General features: G+C 41.8%; 18 protein-coding genes. 11 read left to right on the plus strand and 7 right to left on the minus strand.

Translation table 11 applies throughout. From position 1 onward, the window contains the following. Positions 1-223 precede the first annotated feature (223 nt). Complete coding sequence (locus tag LEP1GSC185_RS14460; protein WP_008595036.1) at positions 224-1,618, plus strand: MFS transporter; 1,395 nt, start codon at positions 224-226, stop codon at positions 1,616-1,618. Beyond that, positions 1,619-2,323, plus strand: a complete 705-nt coding sequence (gene mtnC / locus LEP1GSC185_RS14465) for an acireductone synthase (protein WP_008593921.1) — start codon at positions 1,619-1,621, stop codon at positions 2,321-2,323. 42 nt (positions 2,324-2,365) lie between these two features. On the opposite strand, the gene LEP1GSC185_RS14470 is transcribed toward mtnC, so the two are convergent. Both LEP1GSC185_RS14470 and LEP1GSC185_RS14475 read right to left on the minus strand, forming a co-directional pair. Then, entirely contained in the window at positions 2,366-3,133 is a 768-nt protein-coding gene (locus tag LEP1GSC185_RS14470; RefSeq protein WP_008594667.1) for an ABC transporter permease, read from the minus strand. Positions 3,134-3,137: 4 nt separating this feature from the next. Then, complete coding sequence (locus LEP1GSC185_RS14475) at positions 3,138-3,938, minus strand: ABC transporter ATP-binding protein (protein WP_008595744.1); 801 nt, start codon at positions 3,936-3,938, stop codon at positions 3,138-3,140. 146 nt (positions 3,939-4,084) lie between these two features. On the opposite strand from LEP1GSC185_RS14475, the gene LEP1GSC185_RS14480 reads away from it, so the two are divergent. After that, entirely contained in the window at positions 4,085-5,365 is a 1,281-nt protein-coding gene (locus LEP1GSC185_RS14480) for a tetratricopeptide repeat protein (protein ID WP_008593855.1), read from the plus strand. Positions 5,366-5,478: 113 nt separating this feature from the next. Here LEP1GSC185_RS14480 and LEP1GSC185_RS14485 read toward each other — a convergent pair whose 3' ends face one another. Continuing rightward, positions 5,479-6,612, minus strand: a complete 1,134-nt coding sequence (locus LEP1GSC185_RS14485; RefSeq protein WP_008594826.1) for a putative glycoside hydrolase — start codon at positions 6,610-6,612, stop codon at positions 5,479-5,481. Between the two features lie 93 nt (positions 6,613-6,705). Between LEP1GSC185_RS14485 and LEP1GSC185_RS14490 the strand changes: the two genes are divergently transcribed. The 7 genes from LEP1GSC185_RS14490 (at position 6,706) to LEP1GSC185_RS14525 (ending at position 16,238) form a co-directional block, all read left to right on the plus strand. Beyond that, positions 6,706-7,632, plus strand: coding sequence for a histone deacetylase family protein (locus tag LEP1GSC185_RS14490; protein ID WP_008594111.1), 927 nt, complete (start codon positions 6,706-6,708; stop codon positions 7,630-7,632). Positions 7,633-7,705: 73 nt separating this feature from the next. Further along, positions 7,706-7,945, plus strand: a complete 240-nt coding sequence (locus LEP1GSC185_RS14495) for a hypothetical protein (protein WP_008595551.1) — start codon at positions 7,706-7,708, stop codon at positions 7,943-7,945. Positions 7,946-8,228: 283 nt separating this feature from the next. Beyond that, positions 8,229-10,268, plus strand: coding sequence for a hypothetical protein (locus tag LEP1GSC185_RS14500; protein WP_008595194.1), 2,040 nt, complete (start codon positions 8,229-8,231; stop codon positions 10,266-10,268). Further along, positions 10,265-12,286: a tetratricopeptide repeat protein gene (locus tag LEP1GSC185_RS14505; protein WP_008595405.1), complete on the plus strand. Its 2,022-nt coding sequence runs from the start codon at positions 10,265-10,267 to the stop codon at positions 12,284-12,286. Before LEP1GSC185_RS14500 ends, LEP1GSC185_RS14505 begins: the two co-directional genes overlap by 4 nt. A gap of 35 nt (positions 12,287-12,321) precedes the next feature. Beyond that, positions 12,322-12,810, plus strand: coding sequence for an SRPBCC family protein (locus tag LEP1GSC185_RS14510; protein ID WP_008594315.1), 489 nt, complete (start codon positions 12,322-12,324; stop codon positions 12,808-12,810). Positions 12,811-13,431: 621 nt separating this feature from the next. After that, positions 13,432-15,840 carry a TonB-dependent receptor gene (locus tag LEP1GSC185_RS14520; protein ID WP_008594721.1) on the plus strand — a complete coding sequence of 803 codons (2,409 nt, stop codon included), beginning with the start codon at positions 13,432-13,434 and terminating at the stop codon, positions 15,838-15,840. 8 nt (positions 15,841-15,848) lie between these two features. After that, the gene (locus tag LEP1GSC185_RS14525) at positions 15,849-16,238 is read left to right on the plus strand and encodes a hypothetical protein (RefSeq protein WP_008594923.1); all 390 of its coding nucleotides are present in this window, start codon (positions 15,849-15,851) and stop codon (positions 16,236-16,238) included. Position 16,239: 1 nt separating this feature from the next. Here the strand turns inward: LEP1GSC185_RS14525 and LEP1GSC185_RS14530 are convergent, their stop codons facing one another. Beyond that, on the minus strand, positions 16,240-16,686 hold the full coding sequence (locus LEP1GSC185_RS14530; RefSeq protein WP_008593796.1) for a methylglyoxal synthase: 447 nt from the start codon (positions 16,684-16,686) through the stop codon (positions 16,240-16,242). Positions 16,687-16,779: 93 nt separating this feature from the next. On the opposite strand from LEP1GSC185_RS14530, the gene LEP1GSC185_RS14535 reads away from it, so the two are divergent. Next, on the plus strand, positions 16,780-17,586 hold the full coding sequence (locus tag LEP1GSC185_RS14535) for an FcpA-related putative periplasmic flagellar protein (RefSeq protein ID WP_024864015.1): 807 nt from the start codon (positions 16,780-16,782) through the stop codon (positions 17,584-17,586). A gap of 221 nt (positions 17,587-17,807) precedes the next feature. Here the strand turns inward: LEP1GSC185_RS14535 and LEP1GSC185_RS14540 are convergent, their stop codons facing one another. The 3 genes from LEP1GSC185_RS14540 to miaB all read right to left on the minus strand — a co-directional run bounded on the left by LEP1GSC185_RS14540 (position 17,808) and on the right by miaB (position 21,846). Then, a complete protein-coding gene (locus LEP1GSC185_RS14540; RefSeq protein WP_008594009.1) occupies positions 17,808-18,644 on the minus strand; it encodes a hypothetical protein in 837 nt (278 codons plus the stop codon). An 86-nt stretch (positions 18,645-18,730) separates the two neighbouring features. Continuing rightward, complete coding sequence (locus LEP1GSC185_RS14545; RefSeq protein WP_008595049.1) at positions 18,731-20,500, minus strand: LptF/LptG family permease; 1,770 nt, start codon at positions 20,498-20,500, stop codon at positions 18,731-18,733. Continuing rightward, positions 20,497-21,846, minus strand: coding sequence for a tRNA (N6-isopentenyl adenosine(37)-C2)-methylthiotransferase MiaB (gene miaB / locus LEP1GSC185_RS14550; RefSeq protein ID WP_008596963.1), 1,350 nt, complete (start codon positions 21,844-21,846; stop codon positions 20,497-20,499). The genes LEP1GSC185_RS14545 and miaB overlap by 4 nt, the downstream gene beginning before the upstream one ends. Positions 21,847-21,881 lie beyond the last annotated feature (35 nt).

The raw sequence follows: 21,881 nt of genomic DNA on the forward strand, positions 1-21,881 counted from the left end.
TAGTCGGACCGAAGCTATAGACAAGTAAACGTTGGGTCAAGTATTTATTCCAAAACGGAAGAAAGAGGATGTTCTAGGACTAAAATCGGACCTTTCTTTCTCTCAAAGCTCTAACAGTAAAATCACATTTTCGTTGCCGATTCCTTTTCCTCTCACCAATCTGTCGCTTTACGTGCTTCTTATGGAAGCTGACATTAAACAGAAACACAGTGGAGAGAATTGGATGTCTCAACCGACCTCGGAAAAAAGCCTGCTTCGATATTTCGGATTAGGCGAACTTGCCGCCCATGGAGGAAACGCGATCCTCGCCTTTTGGATGATCATGGGAATGGCCTTCTTTCTATTCGCGGACCAAAACCTGATCGCGCCGAACCTCAGAAATATAGCCGGCTCTTTCGGGATCACGGATCAAAAAGAGATCGATTGGAAATTGGGAGGACTTATCCCGATTTGTTTCTTCGTTTTAGGAGGATTGGTTTCGGTTTACATGGGTTATCTTACCCAAAGATTTCCTAGAAAACCTTTGGTTATCGGAACGGTATTATTGGGAGAGATCCCTTGCCTTCTTTCCGGATTCGCAAGAAACTACGAAGAATTTTTAATCCTTAGGACTCTCACCGGTTTCGGCTTGGGAGGGAGTTTCCCTCTTCTATTCTCTCTTGTAGGAGATTATTTTTCGGATAAATCCCGCTCTACAGCGGCAGGTTATCTTTCTCTAGCCATCGGGCTCGGAGTCGGAGTCGGCCAATTGGTAGGAGGGACCTTAGGTACAGAGGATCCGATCAACGGATGGAGACAAAGTTTCATCTATATGGCGGCTCCTTCTTTCCTATTCATGCTTGTTTACGGATTATTTTGCAAAGAGCCTGTCAGAGGCGGAAGCGAGAAGGAACTGGCAAACCTAAATCCGGATTCTTTGGACGTGAATTCTGAAGCGGTCCGTTTAACTTGGAAAGATATCAAAAACATTTTCCAAAGTAAAACGAACGTCGGGATCTTTATGCAAGGAATACCGGGCTGCGTGCCTTGGGGAGTATTCTTCGTATTCTTGAACGACTATTACGAATTCAGCTACGGTCTACCTAAAGACCAAGCGTCCGCGTTAGTGATCTTCGCTGCATTAGGGATCTTTGGCGGTACATTTTTCGGCGGAGTGATCGGACAAAAACTTTATGATACGAATAAAAAGTTCCTGCCGATATTCTGCGGAAGTTCCATCTTACTAGGTATTATCCCTACATTGTATTTACTTTATGCAAAGAATATTGCAGGAAGCCCAATGTTCATTTTTATTAATATTCTCGCAGGTATTATCATTTCGGTAACCGGCCCGAATGTTAGAGCATTGATTATAAACGTCAATCCACCTAAAAGTAGATCTTCCATGTTCGCACTTTACAATCTAACTGATAATCTTGGAAATGGACTCGGACCTGCAATGGCAGCGTTGATCCTTACAGTATTACCGGACAGAACCCAGGCATTCACGATCGCGATCCTTTTCTGGATACCTTGCGGACTCGCTTGGTTCTACATTTTGAAAAATTTCAAACAAGACGAACAAAAGATGCACGAAGAGCTGGCAGCCGAAGTCGGCAGGATCAAAAGGACGGCTTAATTGGAAGAACAAAGCACCGAGTTATATTTATTTGATATAGAAGGGACAACCACGCCGATAGAATTCGTGCACAAGGTCTTATTCCCCTACTCGGTCCAAAACTTTCAGACATTCTTCTCGGAAACCTCGGCGGAAACAGACTTCGCCGAGGAGCTAATCCTTGCTTCTAAAAATGAAAAGGAATATACGGAAGAAGTTTCCAATTCTCCGGAATCGCTTACTAAATTCTGCAAATACCTAGTATCCAAAGATCGTAAATTAGGGATTTTGAAAGAGATCCAAGGAAGGATCTGGAAGAAGGGATACGAATCCGGAGAACTAAAGAGCACAATTTTCCCGGATGTCCCTCCCTTTTTAGAAAGGATCAAAAAATCAGGCAAACGTGCGGCAGTATATTCTTCGGGAAGTGTTGAGGCTCAAATCCTGATCTATAAATACTGTGAAGCAGGAGACCTAACGATATATTTCGAAAATTATTTCGATACGGCTGTTGGCGGAAAAAGGGAATCCTCAAGTTATACCAAAATTTCCGAAAAACTTTCTATTCCTCCTAAATCCATCGTATTCTTTACGGATATAAAAGAAGAAGCGGATGCGGCTACAGAAGCAGGAATCCGATCCATTCTACTTTCTCGGCCAGGAAATCATCCGCAGGCAGAACATAAATACCAGGTGATAGAGAACTTTGCTAAGATCTTAGCATAGGTATATTTATATTTTTTAATATAACTTGTTCGCCTTCCTAGATTACATTGCCACTCTTTTATATAAGATCGCCCCGAGCGAAACCGCAATGCAGGAGGACAAAAATAAAATACCAAGATCTAATCCTAGATTAAATGCGGAGGGAGTTCCTAACATAAAAGTCCTAAGTCCGTCGATCACATAGGTAAGAGGATTTACATGTGACAGTATCTTTAGCCAATCCGGCATTATCTCTATCGGATAAATCGCGTTGCTTGCGAAAAAAAGAGGCATTGTGAGTAATTGTCCGATTCCCATAAATCTCTCCCTTGTTTTTACGAGGCAGGCAATAATAAGGGAAAACGTGGAGAAAAAAATCGATCCTAACAAAACAAAGCTTAAAACTCCGGCTATGCTAAACAAGTCCCAGCGGACAGAAACTCCCAAAATGAAAGCCAATATATAAATGATCAAAAGGATCGGCAAAGTCCTAAGTCCTGCAGAAATTGCCTTACCTAAAACGATAGACGCTCTTGGAGTCGGTGTAGTAAGCATCTTTTGGATCAAACCTAGGTCCTTCTCCCAAATGATCGCTATTCCGGAGAAAATCGAAACGAATAAAACGCTTTGTGCAAGAATTCCGGGAGTCATAAAAGATATATAGTTGGTTCTTCCTGCCATCATAGGCATCTTTGCAAAAACCTGGCCGAAGACCAAAAGCCAGAGAGCTGGCTGAACCGATCTGGTCAGAATTTCGGTAGGATCATGAATGACCTTTCGAATTTCGAGTTCAGTTATGACGCAGGTCTTTTTTAAAAAATTTAAGATCATCCGTTTATCCTAATCGCCTTGCAGTCTTTCTTTCTTGATTTATCGCATGTAAGTTTTCATCGGAGTCGTTCAAATTTTCCTGCGCGTAATGAATAAAGACATCCTCCAGAGTTTTTGAAGAACCTCCGACGGATTTCTTTAGCTCATCCGGAGTTCCGACAACTGCCAGTCTTCCCCTTGACATTAATGCGATCCTATCACAAATTTTATCGGCTTCATCCATCAAATGTGTGGTCAAGACGATCGTACTAGAATATTGTTTTTGCAAATCTATAATGTGCTCCCAAACGACACTCCTGCCTATGGGATCCAGCCCTACGGTAGGTTCGTCCAAAAAGAGAACTTTAGGTCTATGTAAAGTTGCCTGAGCGATCTCTAATCTTCTAAGCATTCCCCCGGAATAACTTTGCAATAATGATTTTCCATACGCTTCTAACCCCATAAAATGTAGGCTTTCCTCCACTCTACGCTTTCGCTCGGAAGAAGGAATATCGTAAAGTTTGGCGAAAAGCATAAGGTTCTCGTATCCGGTAAGACTTCCATCCACGGAAATCATCTGCGGAACATATCCGATCATCCTACGGATTTTTTCCGTTTGCCCCTTAAGATCGAACCCTCCGATAGATGCGCTTCCGGATGTAGGAGGTAAAAGTGTAGTCAACATCTTGATCGTAGTAGTTTTACCCGCTCCATTGGGTCCGATCAAAGCGAAAATTTCACCTTCTTCGACCGACAAGTCGAGTGAATCTACCACAGTAGTTTTACCGAATATCTTAGTTAAACGATTTGTCTTAAGTATTATCATATGAAAAACGAGTCCCGTACCAAATACAAAGTCTCTCTTCACCGCCGGATTTAGTCTCTCGAAAACGATTTTATGGATGCTCTTTTTGCATAAAAACCCTCAAAATTCGGATACTGCACTATTCCATTCCGACCGAAAATAAAACCATGGCCCTAACCCGACCTGTGCTCATCCTTTGCTTACTCTGTGTAAGCCTCTCTTCCACATTTTCTAGAGAATTCGTGTACGCATTTAGAGATGTGGGAATGCCTAAAAACTCAGGAAAAGACGGGATGCCTAGAAAAGAAAAAATGGTCTTAGTTGGGGAGACCATTATGTTCGATAAGGTCAAACCGATCGAATACGAAGGAAAATACAAAAGTTTCGAATTAGGATACGATACCAGACCGGATATAGTCACCGTAAAAGTGCATTACGATCCAGGAATACGCCCTGGACAGATACTCTATCTGATCGAAAAAGATTTCGATCATGAAACATTCAAAGACGGAAGTATCGTAGGACAGATAGAAGTTAAATCCATCTTCCAAACCGCATTCACAGGAAAACAATTACGAGGGGTCGGGTATTTAGGAATGGCAAAAGAGAAGGTCCTAACCGTTGCCTATCCAGTCTCCTCCGAACTAAGCGGCCCCGCACTAGTAGAACGTAAAACCGGAGATTATCATTTTACAAGAGACGAGATCCCAGAGGCAATCCAATCTTACCGTAAAGCAATCCGTCTAGATCCGATGTCCCCAGTTCCACATTACAGATTAGGAATATTATACTTAAGCGAGGCAGGGGTCGATTCCAAAGAGCCTGTATGTTCCGGAATACTCCCCATGAGCGCAGGAGCGGAGTTTTTTTCGGCATGGAAAAAGAGATCCAGATTCGACTCCGACCAAGACTTGATCCGATTCTCTAGAGAATATGTTTCCTTTTTAAATTGTAAGGCGGACCAGGCTCCTAGCTATTCCAAAAACAGTTTCGTTCCGGAAGAATTAGAAAGAGCGCAAGAAGTCGCTAGAGAAGGGTTTCGACTTTCCAAAACAGATTATGAACTTTTGATCCGAAGCGCAGAAACCTATTATAAATTATATGTTTCTTATTCTTCCGGGAAAAGACCCAAGGGAAGTATATCTCCGGAAGAAGAACCCAAACTCAGAAATCGTCAGGAAAAATCTTGGGAAATCGCCCAGAAACTTTTAAAAGAAGCTGGGCTGGATAATATCACGGATTACAGACTTCATAGACTGACTTCACTTTTATATGGGAAGAGATATATGGAGCTTTCAGGAGGAGCAAAATCCACCACGATCAGTGATGAAGCAAACTTCTTAAGAACGAAGACCGTAGAATCTATCCAAGCGTATAAATTGCATAGACCGAAAAATGTTCCGGGAGATAAGGATCTCCTAATATTAGAAAAAGATCTTGGACTTTAGCACAGGATCTCAGGTCTAAAAATCGTATGTTTGGGACTCCAACATAGTAACTTTGAGATAAAATTTAATTCGAACCTGAGCGTTGGAATTCCAACATACGAGACTAAGTAATATTAGTCCTCTATCTTCAATTTTCCGCTCTGGATACTTTCTTCAAGCGCTCGAAACGTATCTCCGTATTTTCCGACGATATTCCAAACGACAAAACCGTCGCTATCGCTATCAACACTGGCTTCGATCTGAGCCTTGATATAATCTTTCAAAGATTTACCGGAAGGACCAAGACTCATTCCGAAACCTTGGATCCAGCCGACCACTTTCGTAGTTGATAGGGATCTCTTTCTGGTATTCTTCAGACCGTCATAGACGGTTTGGTAAGGATTTGCAATACGCCCCGGTTGGCCGTAAAAATGAGAAGGATACAACATAGGATAGATCACATCCACAAGCTGGGCAAAGTTCTCCACCTTCTGCCCGATCTGATCGTCTTTATTAAATGGAATCCTACCGAAAATATCCGCACCTAGGTAAGGAAGTTTTTCGCATTGGTTCGCCTCTCCTCTGATCCGATTCACGATCTCGTTAATATTACTATATTTTTCCTTCAAAGAAAGGTCGATATCAGTGATATCCGCATAACGAATATAATCCAGTTGAACTTCGGGAAACCCGGAAAGACAAGCTCTTCTCACATAACCGAAGATAGAATTCAATTTTTCCGGACTAGGATACTTAGTCTTAAGTCCTCCGTCAAAATTTACGAGCCTTCCCACGGGATAAAAACCCATTTCCTTGATACGCGAAATCTCTTCCTGTGAAGGGGTTTTAGGTTGAAGATCGATTACCAGAACATTAACGCCATAATCGGAAGCATTCTTTAATAAGGAATCCCATTCATTCTTACGGGATTTATCCGAAATCAAAGAATTATTTACATATAGACCGCGATAGAATTTAGGACGATCCCCGTAAGTCCCCTTGTTTGAAGGTCTTGTAAAAAACTTTTTAAGTTTCTCTTTTGGAGCTTCCTTTTCGCTTTCCATCGGAGTGTTTCTGGAAGAAAGTCGTATCTCCTTCTTCTCCCTTTCATTGGAAACGGACTGGGGTTTGGTTTTAGTCTCGGGAGAAGATTCTAAAACGGGAACTTTCTTCGTATTAGAATTATCGGGATAAGGGATCGTGAACTCTGCACAAACCGGAAAAGCGGTTAGAACTAAAATAGGAAAAAGTGAAAACGGTTTGCGCACAAATTTACTCCGGATCTATATTAATAATATCGAACCGAAGACCTCGGTACTTGTCCTCTTTGTAGGACTTCCGACAAAAAACGGGAGCAGAAAATGAAACTCGGCTACGCCTATGACGATACATTCTTATTGCATGAGACCGGTACTTTCCATCCCGAATCCCCGCAAAGATTGGAATCCATACTCAATCGACTATATAAGACCTCTTATTTTAAGGACTTACATTGGATCAAACCTAACAAACTTCCATTAGAACTGATCGATCCAGTACATAACCAAAGACACAGAGAAAGATTTTCAGTCATCCAAGGAAAAAGAGGAAGTTTCGACGGAGATACACCGTATTCGGAATCCAGTTTTGATGCAGCACTCTTAGCAGCCGGAAGCGGAGTCGATCTAGTAAACAAGATCAGATCCAATGAAATAGAATCAGGGATCGCGCTCGTCAGACCTCCAGGTCATCATGCGGAAACCGGAAGGTCCATGGGTTTTTGTTTGCTAAACAATATCGCGATCACTGCAAACTATCTACTTAGCCAAGGAATCGAAAAAGTCTATATACTGGATTGGGATGTACATCATGGAAATGGTACCCAGGAAATATTTTACGACTCGGACAAAGTATTTTTCACGTCACTCCACCAATATCCTTATTATCCCGGAACAGGTTCAGTCCATGAAAAAGGAGAAGGTAAAGGACAAAACTTTACGTTAAATATACCGCTATCTATGGGCTCCGGAGATAAAGAATACCTACATTACTTCCAAGAAGTAGTGGTGCCTTCCGTGTTGGAATTCCAACCGGAGTACGTATTAATCTCTGCCGGCTTTGACGGACATAAAAGAGACCCGTTAGCGGGCATGAACCTTAGTACGAACGCGTTCGCAGAATTCACACGATTGATCTTATCCGCAACAAAACAGATCGGCTCCAAAACAATATCCTTCTTAGAAGGAGGTTATGATCTTGGAGCCTTGGCCGAAAGTGTTGAAGCTCATGTAGCTGTCCTTGCAGGTTAGAAATCCGATTTCTTTTTTATTTCCGACCAAAAATTCCTAGAAAAATTGCCGCTTACCTCCTGCTTGGACCGATATGAAAATCATGCAGGAACTTTCCTCAAACACCGACCTGGCCCTGCGATTCAGAAACTACGTGATCCTATTGGACCGACTGATGAGAGAGGTCGAAGAGGAACTCCAACAAAACCAATCGGTTCGCAACGAATGGTCCGAATGGCATTCCAACTGGAAGAACGCTTGGCTATCGCCTACCGGCAACCCAACTTCCTCTAATCTAAAAGAAAGATTCTCGGTTAAAAGAAGACTAGGTTAATTTTCAGGGCGGTTCCTCGCTTCGCTCGGTCGGGCTACTACGGGTTCGCGCATTCGCGCTCATCCGGGCTTCGCCCGGACTAAAAGCCCTTCGTATCCCTTCCGCACGACCCGTGTAGAGAGCGAGGAAACGACCACGCAAGTGAGGGCCTACCTTTTTGTAGGAGCTCCCACAAAATCACTCCCTTTAATTGCTTGCAAGAGTAGCAAAACCTATATACAAGTCCCGAAAAATAGGTTGAAATTATGTCTCTTAAACTGTTCCATCGACTGAGAGGATTAGAATGGGGAGACGTACGCAAACAAAACTTTTCGTTTTATTTCTACTCTTAGGAATTCTCACACAGTCCGGATGGTCCGAACCCCTACCCAACTTTGGACTGAAAGAAAAAGAAGCCAAGACGTTCTTCAAAAGAGGTCTCGCTTACTATAACAAGGGCGAGTTCGCAGCCGCCAGAGAGAATTTTGTCCGTTCCCTCTCCATCAAACCTGATTTCGTTCATCCAAAATTTTTTCTTTCGGAAACATATTATCTTAGCGGAGATTGGCAAGAGAGCCTTTCCGAACTGGAACAATTAGAATCTTCTAATAAATTAGATCTGATCAGCAAAAACCGTTTAGATGCGCTTAGATATAGGTTAGGCGGCGGAAATAGAAAAGATAATTTAGAATATTATAAATCGATTCTTGGAGACGACCTTAGAAGATTCCGTTTCAGAAACCCAGCAGACTTAGCAGTAGACGAAGAAGGGTATCTTTATGTGGTAAGTTTCGACACTGCTAACGTGGTTAAATTCGACGCCAATGGTTCTCCTATCGAAAATTTCAAAGGTTCTTTCGGCAGAAATTTAGAAGGCCCGGTCGGGATCAGCATCCGAGGTAAATCAATCTTCGTTGCAGATTATGCAGGAGATAAAATTTACGAATTCGACACCAGAGGTTCTTACATAAATCGTTTCGGTTCTACCGGAAAAGATCCCGGAAGTTTTCACGGACCTGCAGGGCTTTATTTTACGAAGGAAGGATTTTTGTACGTCTCCGATATGGGAAATAATCGGATCCAAAAACTTTCCAGAACTGGGGAACCTCTCCAAGAGATAGGCGTTGGGATCTTAAAACAACCTGCAGGAATCAAAGTCAATAATCGTGGCGAAATTTTTGTAGCAGATCGAGGAAACAAAAGACTGGTAGTGTTCGATCACGAGGGAAATTTTTTAAAAGAGATCAACAATCCTTCGTTCAAAAAGCCCAGAAATCTTTCTATCAAAGACAATAAGGTTGTAGTAGCGGACGAAACTGCGGGACTTTTTATCTATGACTCTGTTTCTAAAAATTGGTCAGGCTTTGATAACTTTAAGGATTCCAAGAATACCGTCCGAAATTTCGACCAAGCTTTCTCAGTCACTTTCGATTATACAGGCTCCATGTTTGTTGCGGATTTTAACAGACATAGAATAGAATCCTTTTCTCCGAAAGGGCAACTTTCTTCCAATTTAGATCTAATTGTTGAAAGGACCATCAGCTCGGATTATCCGGATATTTCTTTGGTTCTTCATGCAAAAGATAGACACGGGGTCCCGGTTAAGGCAATCCCTCGTGATTCTTTCCGCATCTATGAGATGGACAATCTTTCTCCTTTAATCGGTTTGACCGATATGAAAAAATACAATAATAGAATAAGCGTTTCCATCGTTGCGGAAAATTCCCAGATCGTTTCAGATTCTTATGCCACAGTCGAAAAGGCGATCCGTCCGTTTTTATCCGAAATACGAGCAGAGGATAAAATCCAACTTTTACGCTCAGGTAAAGATACACAGACCGCCTACTCTTTCGGAAAAAGTATGTATGATATCCTGAAAGCGTTACGCTCCTTTGTCCCGGAAGAAGAGTCCCAAATCGGGAAATCGCTTCAGAAAGGTATTACGGATTTATTGGATAGTTTGGGCCCGAGGGCAATCATAGCGATCGTTTCCGGAAAGGATTCCAAAGCAGCATTCACACAATTCTCTCCCACAAAGATCATTCGTTTCGCAGTGGTCCACGATATCCCGATCTACTTCTTATGCTTGGGGGAAAACGGAGAATCCGTTTCTGTGTATAAGGAAATCGCGGAAAAAACGGGAGGAAAATTCTTAACAATTCCTTCCGGGGGAACGGAAAAGAATCTAAGAAGTTGGATAGATTCTAAGAAAGACAGAAGGTATCTTCTTTCCTTTAAAAGTAGGATCAATCCGGACGGAATGGATGTCTATGTTCCCGTGGTCGTTGAGGCTATCTTCAGAAATTCTAATGGAAAAGCGGAGACCGGATTTTTTACGCCATGATATTCGGATCCAAAACCTCAAATAAATATATGAACTTAAAATTTCTTTTTCGGAATTTTGCGGTTCTTTTTGCTCTATCTTTCTCCTTCTCCCTTTCCTCCAAACAAACCATAGATTGGATCAAAGAAGGGGAAGGAGCTTTAGCGTCCAGAAATTATCCCGCTGCTTATGATTCCTTTAGAGAAGCAGTGAACTTAAATCCTCTTTCAGTCCGTTCCAGATTGGGATTAGCGGATGCTGCATTAAAACTTCATAAAGAAAAAGAGGCATTACAATCTTTAGATAAGGTTTTGGAGTTAGAACCTAAAAACAAAAAGGCAGTTCGCGAAAAAGCGATCACACTCGCGAAATTAGGACGTTATGAAGAAGCTTTTTTGATCCTAAAACCGTTTTTGGAAGAAGACAGATACGACGCCGATCTATTTCCGATCTATATAGAAGTACAACTTGCATCTGGAAAAACCCAAAAAGCAAGTTTTGAATTTCATTCCGCATATTCCAGGATCCCTAAAAATAAAGAAGTAAAGACATTAGAAGCTAAGGTAGAAGCGTTCGACGGGAACTTTACAAAAGCTGCATATCTTAGAAACCAATTGGAAGCGGAAGCCTCCGATGATCCTGGGATCTTTTTAGAATCCGGAAAATTCTTATTGATCTGGGCGGAAAAATCCCAAGGAAGCAAGCGAGATTCTAAAATTGCAGAAGCGGCTGAAAAATTCGAAAGATCCGTTTCCTTGCATCCGAACGAGGAAGAAGCACTTAAACTATTGGCAAAAACCAGGATCTATTTCGGAAGATACCAAGAAGCGGAAGAATATCTAAATCGCTTATTAACTTTATTTCCGAATTCCACGGAATATCTATATTTACGCTCTTATGCAAGATTAAAAAAAGATCCTGCCTCCAAGGAAGCAAGAACAGATTTAGAAAAATTAATCTCCTTGGATGATATAGATCCGATTGCAAGAAATAGATCGGAATTATATGCGTTAGAGAATCTACCCGAGGGAAATTCTCTAAGAAGAACCTTAGGAGAATATAGACTCCAAAGATACAGAGCGAATAAAAACGCATTCTTATATGATTTAGCTTGGTACCATTTAATCAGGGCCAAGGAACTTCTTCCGAACCGTCCCGAAATCCTGGTCTTAACATTAGAAGAATATAAAAGAAGAGGACTTTTCCCAAGTTACTTTAACCTACTCCTACTCTTAAGAGATAAATTCCCGGATAATAAAAAATACGGCTATTCTGTGGAAAATAACCTAGAAGGCTTTAAAACTTCATTAAGTTATCGGGAAGGTTTAGTAAAGATCGGAGAATTCGGGATCCAAGAAGATTACGGCAGGACTCCTCCCGAAATACTCGTTTTCGATCCGGACGGAGAGGATTTTTTGGCGAAGCACACCGACCTTCCCGCTTTGGCAGGAAAAATTCTCCGCCATTTCTTAAATTCCGATCCGAGAATACGTAATATTGACTTAGACAATATTAGAAAATCCGAAAGTTTAGAATCGGAGCCTTATTCGGGAGCAATCCATAAAACGGAAAAAAACTATTCTTCCATCAAGAATTCCAAAGGTGAAAACGTTCGCTTCGTTGTGAGTGGAAAGATCTCTTTCCAAGACGGTAATTTACGCATCGAGTGGAGTCTTAGAGATCATAAAGAAGAAAAGATATTAGGCAAATTTAGGATCTATGCTAAGGGCAGAGATGCTCTTGCGGAGGCAACTTTAAGAGCAAGAGATAAGATCCTGGCCTTAATTCCGTCCAGCGGAAAAGTGCACAGAGTAAAAGAAGATTCACTGATCGTAAATGCGGGAATCATAGACGGACTCAAAAAAGGAACTACTGTCTATTTCTTCAACTCGGCGACTCTGCTTGGGGAAGGAACAGTTACGGAAGCGGATCTTTACACGGCAAAAGTGATCCCCAAAAACCAAGATGCAGTCTTAAGAAATATTGCAGTAGGAAACAAGGCTTACTGGAAAAAACCGGAGACTCCTCCGTCTAATTAAATATATTTCAATTTTTTAATATTGTAGGATTTATTTTGATCTTCATTTGTCGTTCCGAATTCGACTGCAAGGTTTCCGAATTATTCGGATTTCACGCCGGCCCGGATGGATTTTCCGCTTTGGTAGGCTCTTCCAAAAAAGCGGAAATTATTTCCCCTCCTGCATCTTTGGAACCTGGCTCAAAGGCGATCGTTAGAATAAAAATTTTTCCAGGAATTTCCTTTCGGTGGATCGCCTTGCATACCGAATTAGAATCGGAAAAACGTTTTGTTGATGTCCAAGAATCCGGACCCTTTGCAAAATTCAAACACGAGCATATATTTATAACCGGTAAAAATTCTTCCATCTTAGAGGACAGGATCACTTGTATTCCGCCTTGGTATGCAAATCACTTTCTGTTCGAACTCGTACTTGAGAAAATCATGAAGGATGAATTTCATACTAGGCATAAAATTACTGCAAGGGAGATCGGCTGTAATTTCAAGACAGTGTTCTGTGGGAAAATAATAGAACCCCAGTCCTAAGCAGAAACTTTTTCCTCCGCCAACAAAAGTCTTTTACCTCGACAAAATCTTTTTTCCAGAATCCGCCAGGGATGCAAAGGGCCTCTGTCCGAAAGGACGAGTCCGCAGCAGCCCGGTTCTCTCTTTGCAAGGAGGCGGGCCAAAAAAACACTTGCTTATTAATAACGATTTATCATTATTGAAAAATGCGATCTTTGGTGGGAAGACAAAAAAATGGGCTAAAATCCTTTTTTGCTCTGTTCGCGTTTTGCGGCGGACTCTTGCTTACCAGTGCCCACTCCCATGTGGACATATCCGAAAAGGGAATATTTTCAAAACATTCTCTAAAAATTTCCTCGGATTTTTGTTTTGTTTGTGTTCACACTCAAATTAATTCCGGAGCGGACTTCGTTCAAGGTCCTAAATCGGAACAACCCGTTCTAGAATATAATGAATTTATAATTTTCGATCTTATTCCTGTTCAATTCTCCCAATCGGGGATTTTGAGAGGACGCGCCCCTCCTTATTTTTCCTAATCTATCTGCATCTACTGTTTTCGGCGGCTTTCGTATGTTTGATCCGCTTTGAATTTTATTTTGTATATGAAGAACCCGACCTCAAAAGGTCCGGAGTTTAGGAAGAATGAAAAGTATTTTATATAAATTTAATGTATTACCGATTTTTATCGGTTTATTTTTGCCTTTTTCGGAAGTTTTTTCCCTGGATGTAAACGTTAGAGGTATTCTTAAAGATCCGGAAGGACGCCCTATTTCGGGCGCCAAATTGTTCCTTACGGAAAACAAGTTTGTGTCCAGATCCGGTAAGGATGGTAGTTTTGAGTTCCAGCACGTTTCTCCTGGAAACTACACATTAGTTGTTTCTGCCCCGAATTATGAACTGAAAACGGAAAGATTCGAAGTGAAGGATCTTGATAAAGTTCTGGATATAGTTATAAAACCTTCTCTCTTGGAAGGTATAGCGATAAACGTCACTGCTAAGACCTTAGCCTCCGATTTTTTATCCACTCCCCAGCCTACTACGGTTTTGGAAGGAAGACAGCTACAAAGGTTGAGAGGTCAGAACGTTATGTCTGCCTTAGAAAATACTCCTGGAACCACAACCTTGACTACCGGGGCCGGAACTTCTAAGCCCGTGATCCGAGGTTTGACCGGCCAAAGAGTTTTGGTTATGACCGACGGAGTAAGACAAGAAGAACAACAATTCGGCGACGATCATACCGTAGATTTAGATGCGTTTAACGTAGACAAAATGGAGATTGTTAGAGGACCTGGATCCGTTCTTTACGGTTCGGATGCTTTGGGCGGTGTGATTAACGTAATTCGCTCCAAGGCCCCTACTGCAAAGGACGGAGCTCCTCTCCTGGGCGGAACGATTTCCACAAATAGTTTTTCTAATAATAAGCAAGATGCGGGCGCAATTTCTTTATTCGGTTATCATAAAGAAACAAACTTTGGCTATAGAGTCCAAACGGATACTCGAAAGGCTGGAAGGATCACCACCCCCAAAGGAACTCTCCCAAATACAGGCTTTCATGAGAGAAACGTGAATGCTTCCTTGGGAACGGACGGTTCTTGGGGAAACTTCTACGTTGATTCTTTTCAGAGATACCAAGAACAGGATTTGTACGATAACCCGAATGAATCTCCTGGTGCGAGCGCTTACCAAACTGTTCTTCATCAGAAAACTCATATGCATGCGTTCTTCATTCTGCCTTTTGTGAATGTGGAACTGGATGCTGCTTATCAAAGAAACAATCGAAGAGAGATCGAGGATAAAAATCGATACATTCCTATTCGGGATACCCTGCTTGATCCATCCATCGATTCTTTCACAAAGGCAGCTTCCGTTTATCAAGTGAATAAATACGATTATAAGCAGGGCTTAAATCTTTCCTTAGATACTACGACTGCAGATGCAAAAGTTCATCACAAAGAGTGGAAGGGCCTGAAAGGTACTGTCGGTATTTCCGGTATGCAACAAAAAAGTAATACCATCGGGACCGAGCCCTTGATCCCAGGTTACAGTTTGAGCAACGTCGGATTTTTCTTATTCGAAGAATGGAAACTAGGAGACTTTAGTTTTTCAGCAGGTGCTCGGACAGATAGAAGAAGTATGGACATCAGAGCCAACACAGATCTGGGAAATCCGGAACAGACCCGAAATTATTCGGCAAGCACAGGGACTCTTGGAACTGTCTGGAGATTTGCAAAAGATCTTTCTTTAGTCTTGAATGCAGGTAGAGGTTTTAGGGCCCCGACTCCATTCGAGTTATTTGCCAACGGTGTTCATGAAGGAAGTGGCAGATTCGAAATCGGTAAGGATAGTTTAAGACCGGAAACTTCGTTGAATTACGATGCTTCCGTCCGTTTTGCTAACGATAAATTCCAAGCGGAGTTAAGCGTTTTTAGAAATAAGATAGATAATTACATTTATTCCGTAAGTGCAGGTGCAATTGATCCGGATTCCGGTCTGCCTGTTTATAGATATAGGCAAGATACTGCGAAGTTAGAAGGAGGAGAATTCAGTTTTCAAGCTCAGGCTACATCTTGGCTGGTGCTCACCGGCGGGATCGATATCTTAAGAGCTACCATCCAAAAAAATATCCCTCCTGAAATTATCCTGAATCCGGGGGGCACCGATCCTAATTCAGTATATTCGGATATTAAGAACAAGTATCTTCCAAGAATGTCTCCGAACCGAGGCCGTTTAGGGCTTAGGTTCACTACGGATAAACTTTTCGGGATTTCCAAACCCTACTTCTCCGTGAATGGCACTTTCGTTCAATCTCAGTATAAGGTAGATAAATTAGAAACACCAACCCAAGGTTATAATTTATATGATGTAGGCTTCGGCGGAGAAATTCCGGGTTTAACGAACGGGACGGAATCCGCGACTTTCGATGTTGCTATTCTGAACATCTTTGATAAAGAATACGTTAATCATTTAAGCCGCTATAAAGAATATGCCTTGAATCCGGGGACAAATGTCACTTTTAAAACGACGATCCCGTTCACATTGATCTCTGAATGAGGAATTTTATGGACTTCAGACACTTTACACTTTATTTATTTTTAATATTCTCGTTTTCCTTCTGCACTTCCGATCCACAGACTAAAAAGGAAAAGGAGGATTATCAAAACCAGTCCTTAATTTCCGCAGCATTGAACGGAAATCAAAGATCCGACTGTGTTTATTGTTCGGACACCAGAGCCTTCGAAGGAAATTGTTCCTGCTATAAAGATATCCCTGTTTTTTCCTGCGCAGGGATCCCTTCCGGTAAAGGCAAATCGAATTCTTATAAGATTTCCTGTAATGAGTTAGTGGAATTGGGGACTTGGAGCCAAACTTCTCCCGATTCTTATTCCTGTACTTATCTGACCTGCCCTCCCGAAGCATATAGGGCAGCATTTACGGAAGAAGGGAAATAGCTCAGTAAATCGGAAGCCCAGTATTATAATCGATTGTGGTCTTTTTATAGGAGCTAGCCAGAAGGTCGGAAGAAATTAAATAATCTGCAGACCTCCTATTATTCGCTATTGGAATATTATAAAGTACTGCAATTCGTAAAAGAGCTTTAACATCCGGATCGTGAGGCTGAGCGGTCAATGGGTCCCAGAAAAAGATCACCACATCTATTTCTCCGTCCACGATCTTAGCGCCTATCTGTTGGTCCCCGCCGAGTGGTCCGGATAAAAATCTATGGACCGGCAGATCCGTCTTTTCATGAACAATTTTTCCCGTGGTGCCTGTCGCGTAGAGATGATGTTTGGATAGTACTTCTTTATGGAGTTGCACCCATTCCACTAGATCTTCTTTTTTATTATCGTGTGCGATAAGCACGATACGTTTAGTTTTCGGGACTTCGGCGCTTTGCATATTCTGCTCCTAAATCAAATTCATCGGAAGGCGTTCCGAATGAAACCATTTTTATGGTTTATCTCTATAAGTGATTTCCCGATCTTAGTGTTAATGAAACTTGTTAAGCTTTCATGCTTAAGATCTCTGCTCTTATTTGCATTGATCATATCGTCCCCCTATTTATTTTCCCAAGAAGATCCTCACGATCGCCCTAAAAAACTGGAAATCCTGATCCCTGAATCCGCGAAGGACGGCCCTTGGAGTGATGACCCCAACGAATTCAAGGATATCGATTTTTTAGGGGATTTTTCAGAAGGCAAATCCAAAGAGGCCTTAGAAAAAACGGAAGAGTATTTCTCGGCTGCCTTGGACGGTTTCAGAAAAGTTTCCGATAGTATCAAATCCAAAAGAGAGAAAGAAGAAGGTAAAGTTTTAGATTCGGAAAGATTCCCTTGGCAGAGAAAGACCAGACTGGAAAATGCGGAAAGAATTTGGAATAGGGAACTTACAAGAGCGAGATTGGATTCAGTCAAAAATCTTTCTCTCGCAATGAAAAACCTTGATAAGATCGCAAATCCAAATATTAGAAAATCCGAATCTTTCCTCGAATTGCAGGCAGGGGTTTATAGAGAATTCATTAAACATCAGTATGCGTTAAAAAACTTCAACCAGTCCGCAGAGTTTTTGGAGAAATATATCTCCTTAGATCCTAAGTTTAACGACGAAGCGGAACCTCATCGCATTCTATCTCATTGTTACGAAAGGCTTTATCTTTCCGCTAAGAAGTCCGGCCATCCGGAAGGAATGGATTATTATAAGGATAGAAGAAAAAAACACGGAATCTTATACGCAGAAAAGACCTACGGTAGGAACTCCTACGAATTTAAAAAAGTTTTGGAATTGTTTTCTAGAGATTGAGGGCGAAATTACAAGCGAAAAAGTAGCGTGTGTAGGAACTCCTACACGCACGTGATGTTTCCGTTTGTTGGAATTCCTACATAAGGTAGTGGTATAAAATTCTATTGTAAGTTCGAGGGAATTATGGTAATGGGGAATTTGCTCTCCCACTGGCCACTCCCCCCTCCCTATGCAGGGTGGGGGCGATCTCCGCTCCCATGTTGGAGTTCCTACACTAGTATTTAATTATTCTCAGGCAGTCCTAGTTCCTTTCTGAGACGTTTGTTTTCCTCGACTAGCTCTTTAATTTCCTGTTCGGTGTATTCGAATAGTTTAGTATGAGCTTCGAGGATATTTTTCATTTCAATCTCTTCTATGCTCGAATATTCCAATGCTCTTTCTGTAGCTTTTTTCAGCTCAAGCGCATGTTTTAATTCCATTGTTTTGAGATTGTCTATGATCTCGGAAACTTTCAATCTTTCGTGAAGAGTCAGAAGTTCTTGGTTCTTAAGTTCGTTCACCCTTTCGATTGCTTTATTAATATCTTCGTTGTTTTTCTTGATCTTTGCTTCAAACTCAAGGATCGCATGTAAAGCGGCATTCGCCTTATGCGCATCTTTATATTCTTTGTTAGCGAGCTCGAAAACTCCCTCGAAAAATCCCACGTTCGCGAGACAGCTATTCCCGATCTCGTTAGCTACCATTTTAAAAAATTCGGTTTGGATCACTCTGTCCAAAATGATCCGTAAAGATCTTGGCTGGACCGGATTTTCTAAGACCTCTGTTTTACCTTTAGGGGAAAGTTTGTTGTAAATTTCTTCCGCCTCGGGGGAAGAAATAATAGTAAGCGCAACAAATGGATGAAGTTCAAAACGTTTTAGGAAATCTTCCTTAATTTCCGACCATTCTTTCAGGTTAGTATTCACATAGAATACGTTGATATCCTGAGCATCTAATTCTATCGATCTGTAGTCTTTTAACTGAACCTTACGCAGCTCGATATTAATTCTCGGATGTTTCCATATATGTACGGGGAATTCAGCTCCGGAAGTTATGTGCCAAATATTCGCGGTTTTCAAAGCCGACTCTCCCCCTTACTCGACGCCATACATAGGACGCCGAAAGCCGTTCCCGTCCTTCTAAAAAACGGAAATCAGTATCGATTTTATCGATTTCTCCATAAGGATAATTTTTTGAGTCCCTCTGTCAATTTTGTTTTTAGGGAAGAAAGGGGTCCTTCTATCCGGGCCAAAACGCGGACAACGGGGGAAAAGAACTTAGTTAAGATCTGAAAGAAATTTACTACAGCGGGCGGAAAACGCATATCGGTTCGTTTTAACATAACAACCGAACCAATGATCGCTATCGCAATATTCCCACTCCACGGTCCCAGCCAAACCGGAAACTTGGAATTTTCGGAAATATTCGATCCGAATGTGAAAAGCGCCCAATACACGATGATCAAAACTACGGCCATCGTAAAACTCATCCCTTTTCCGGAACGCTTTACTACGAGACCTAAAGGCAAAGACACTAAGGAAAAAATAATACAGGAAACAGGAATTGCATATCTTCTCTGGATCTCCACATCGAATTGAGAGACCCTTTTTTTAGCTTCTTTCAATAAAGTAGTCAGCTGAAGAACTATGGTCACGCTCTGAGATTTTTGAGCGTCCGAGACTGTAGGATCATTCATAATATTCGGCAATTCCAATTGTAACCGCAGAACTCTATCTTTTAAATTTTCAGAACCGTCGGAAGGAATTCCCATCTCTTGCAAAATTTCGAGTCCCGGGATCTTTTCCAATCTCCCAGCTTTGATATTATTTCTAATATCGATCAAAGTCAAAAGAGTGAATGAACCTGGATCCACGTTGATGACCAGACTTTTTTTCTCCTCGGTCTTCGGGATGTTATAATCCATCTCCCCCTTTCTAAGATCTCCCACGGAGAACTGATGCTTTGCTCTGTCCCATTCTAAAATCCAAGCGTCCTTCAATCGGATGGATTTTTCGAATTCTCCGTCAGGTCCCTTCTTCTCCACTAAAGTCCCTTTTTTAGCGGATATGATTTGTGTAATATAAGATTCTCCTAATTGAATAGGACGGCTCGCAGCTCCCATGGAAAGAAGAAACGGATCTTGGTTTTGCGGAATAAATACTGTCCATTCGCGGATCTGCACACCGGAAAGTTCGCCAGTCTTAGCGTTCACACCTTCCGTGTACATTGCGATAGCTTTCTCGGAGCCTGCATTTTGCACTTGGTCTCCTGCAAACTGTCCTGGAGTTAGTGCAAGAAGAGGATTATAAGCCAAAACCCATTTATTGAACTCGGTCATTTTTCGAGTATTGATTGGAGAAAGATAGAAGCAAAAATATGCAACGACGGCAGCCAAGAATACACCGAAGCCGACAAAAACTACATAAATCCTGGAAAATCCTATACCTGCGGAACGTATCGCGGTGATCTCCGAATCACCGGAGAGCCTTCCCGCTGCCATCACGCCACTCATCAAACAAGCGAGAGGTGCAGTCGTGGGAAGAATATTTCCCAACAAATAGCCGAAATAGTCTAGAAGGCGGAAAGGATCCACACCCTTCCCGACAAAAAGACCAATCATACTCTTGAGTGCGATGGCCATATAGATACTAGTAAAAAATAAAAGTGCTACTAAAAAGGAAGGGATAATTTCCGAGAGAATATAGCGGTCCAAGATGGGTATCCATCGCCAAAACTTCTCTCGATCTGTATGAACAAAAAATCCGGGAGGAAGGTCAGAAACGTTATGCACCCTTACAGAACGTAGGTCTTTTCCTTCGGCCACTTTTCCTGCGGCTTCCGTTCCAAAACCTGTGGTATCAGTCCGATGCACTGCTTCGGACTTTTTTTTCTTAGGAGAGGAATCGCCTCCCGAAGTACGGGAGTTCTTCTTCACTCTATCACCTCTCCTTTAAGAGTGGCGCTGGTAGCAAAATTGATCTTTACAGATACGGTTTTTCCGATCAGAGAATCAACATTAACATTCTCGGGCAATTTAAAAACGGTCATTCTTCCGCAAGGAGTACGGCCGCAAGCTTCCTTAGAGGACTTTTTAGAGGCGCCCTCTACCAAGATCGGAAAAGTTTTACCGATCCTTGCTTTATTCTGCTCTGCAGAAATAGAAGTTTGAAGATCCACCAATTTGGTAAGACGCTCTCCCTTAACCTCTTCAGGCACATCGTCCGGATATCTTTTTTGAGCGATTGTACCTTCTCTCTCGGAATACTTGAACATAAATGCCATGTCGAAGCCAACTTTTCGGACCATGTCCAAAGTATCTTCGAATTGTTCATCAGTTTCACCGGGAAAACCTACAATAATATCTGTTGTAAGTCCGACATTCGGAACGATTGTTTTGATTTGATCTACTACTTCCAAAAATTCTTCTTTGGAATAGGTTCTTTTCATATTCTCCAATACATCCGTATTTCCGGACTGCAATGGAAGATGAATATTAGGACAGAATCTCGGATTTTCCGCCATAAGTTCCAAAAGGTGCATTGGAAAATCTTTGGGATGAGGAGAAGTGAAACGAATTCTTTCTATATCAGTTTCTTCTAATAGAAGTCGAACAAGTCCTGCAAAATCAAAACCTTCTGACTTATATGAGTTCACATTTTGCCCAAGCAGAGTAAGTTGTTTTACCCCTTGTGCCACAAGATCCCGAGTTTCCCTTACGATAGAATGAGGATCTCTACTTCTTTCTCTTCCTCTTGTGTAAGGTACCACGCAGAATGTACAAAAATTATTGCATCCCCTCATGATAGTGACGAAAGCCTGGATGCCGTTTACAACTCTTGGCTCTATCTCATCATAAGTTTCGATCTTAGAAAGACGCGTCAAAGACACAGGTTGTTTATCAGAACGAATTGTTTGTATCAACTCAGGAAGAGTTCTGTAATTGTCGGGACCGACAACCAGATCCAAAGGAAGCTCCTGATGAAAAAGATCGTCTCCCAGATTTTGTGCCATACAACCTAGGACACCGATCACCAAGTCAGGATTTCTTTTTTTGAGATACCCAAGACTTTGGAGCCTTCCGTAAATTTTTGCATGAGCATTTTCACGGATCGCACAGGTATTTAAGAAGATAACGTCGGAAAGTTCCGGATCGGAAACTGTCTCGAACTGAGCGCCTTGCATCAAACTGGACACGATACCCGAATCATATTCGTTCATCTGGCAGCCATAGGTCTCTATATAAACCTTACCGGCCTTTTTTTCTACTTCAAGCACGCTCATAGGTCCAGTTTTAGAGAAGGAAAGACCCTGTCAAC

The organism is Leptospira licerasiae serovar Varillal str. VAR 010 (genome assembly GCF_000244755.1).
In the GTDB taxonomy this organism is placed as follows: Bacteria; Spirochaetota; Leptospiria; order Leptospirales; family Leptospiraceae; genus Leptospira_B; species Leptospira_B licerasiae.

Bases quoted from the DNA above. Each gene is read 5' to 3' on its own strand.
- LEP1GSC185_RS14520 (WP_008594721.1), top strand. From the start codon at position 13,432: ATGAAAAGTATTTTATATAAATTTAATGTATTACCGATTTTTATCGGT.
- LEP1GSC185_RS14535 (WP_024864015.1), top strand. From the start codon at position 16,780: ATGAAACTTGTTAAGCTTTCATGCTTAAGATCTCTGCTCTTATTTGCA.
- LEP1GSC185_RS14500 (WP_008595194.1), top strand. From the start codon at position 8,229: ATGGGGAGACGTACGCAAACAAAACTTTTCGTTTTATTTCTACTCTTA.
- LEP1GSC185_RS14490 (WP_008594111.1), top strand. From the start codon at position 6,706: ATGAAACTCGGCTACGCCTATGACGATACATTCTTATTGCATGAGACC.
- LEP1GSC185_RS14525 (WP_008594923.1), top strand. From the start codon at position 15,849: ATGGACTTCAGACACTTTACACTTTATTTATTTTTAATATTCTCGTTT.
- LEP1GSC185_RS14470 (WP_008594667.1), bottom strand. From the start codon at position 3,133: ATGATCTTAAATTTTTTAAAAAAGACCTGCGTCATAACTGAACTCGAA.
- LEP1GSC185_RS14460 (WP_008595036.1), top strand. From the start codon at position 224: ATGTCTCAACCGACCTCGGAAAAAAGCCTGCTTCGATATTTCGGATTA.
- LEP1GSC185_RS14475 (WP_008595744.1), bottom strand. From the start codon at position 3,938: ATGATAATACTTAAGACAAATCGTTTAACTAAGATATTCGGTAAAACT.
- LEP1GSC185_RS14505 (WP_008595405.1), top strand. From the start codon at position 10,265: ATGATATTCGGATCCAAAACCTCAAATAAATATATGAACTTAAAATTT.
- LEP1GSC185_RS14495 (WP_008595551.1), top strand. From the start codon at position 7,706: ATGAAAATCATGCAGGAACTTTCCTCAAACACCGACCTGGCCCTGCGA.
- LEP1GSC185_RS14480 (WP_008593855.1), top strand. From the start codon at position 4,085: ATGGCCCTAACCCGACCTGTGCTCATCCTTTGCTTACTCTGTGTAAGC.
- LEP1GSC185_RS14530 (WP_008593796.1), bottom strand. From the start codon at position 16,686: ATGCAAAGCGCCGAAGTCCCGAAAACTAAACGTATCGTGCTTATCGCA.
- miaB (WP_008596963.1), bottom strand. From the start codon at position 21,846: ATGAGCGTGCTTGAAGTAGAAAAAAAGGCCGGTAAGGTTTATATAGAG.